At 43.0% G+C, this 586-nt stretch carries 1 protein-coding gene; it reads right to left on the bottom strand.

The window, feature by feature from the left end:
• Window positions 1-586, bottom strand: a 586-nt coding sequence (locus D7V20_RS19440) for an Ig-like domain-containing protein (protein WP_235831687.1), incomplete at both ends; no start/stop codon positions are given.

Below are 586 nucleotides of genomic sequence, written 5' to 3'. Positions count from 1 at the left end.
GCCTATTACATTCAAAGTAAACTGCGTATCATTCGAATAGAAGTCTGTAGAGGAAACGCCTGCATCATCATAGTTACTCATTGAAATTGCAGGTGCTGGAACACTGATTGTTGTATCAATAACAATATCCTGTGTAGCCGTTGCTCCTATGTTACCCGCTTGGTCTACGATCTGTGCTTGAACTGTATAAGTCCCATCCATAAGCGGATTGGCCGTATAATCAAACGTCCAAGTTCCATTGGCATCACTAATCGCATCATTCCAAGTTACACCACCATCTAAACTGATCTGAACTTTTTCATCAGCCCCTAATGTTCCGTTCACTTGTCCATTGAATAGCAAAGTATTGTCATTGGTAATAAAGTCTGTAGAAACCCCGCTATCATCAGTAATTCCTAGAATTTCAACTGTTGATGTTGGCGGAAGGCTATCCACTGTGAAGTTCACTGGTGTGGTCTTCGGACTTTCATTACCCGCTGCATCTTTTTGGGAGATGGCAATCGCATGTGCGCCTTCTGCCAAATCAGTGCTTGGTGTGAAGCTCCAGTTGCCTGTTGAATCTACAATCGCTGTACCAATTTCTACG

Source organism: Acinetobacter rongchengensis, assembly GCF_003611475.1.
Lineage (GTDB): Bacteria > Pseudomonadota > Gammaproteobacteria > Pseudomonadales > Moraxellaceae > Acinetobacter > Acinetobacter rongchengensis.
This window is presented reverse-complemented; position numbering and strand designations above follow the sequence as displayed.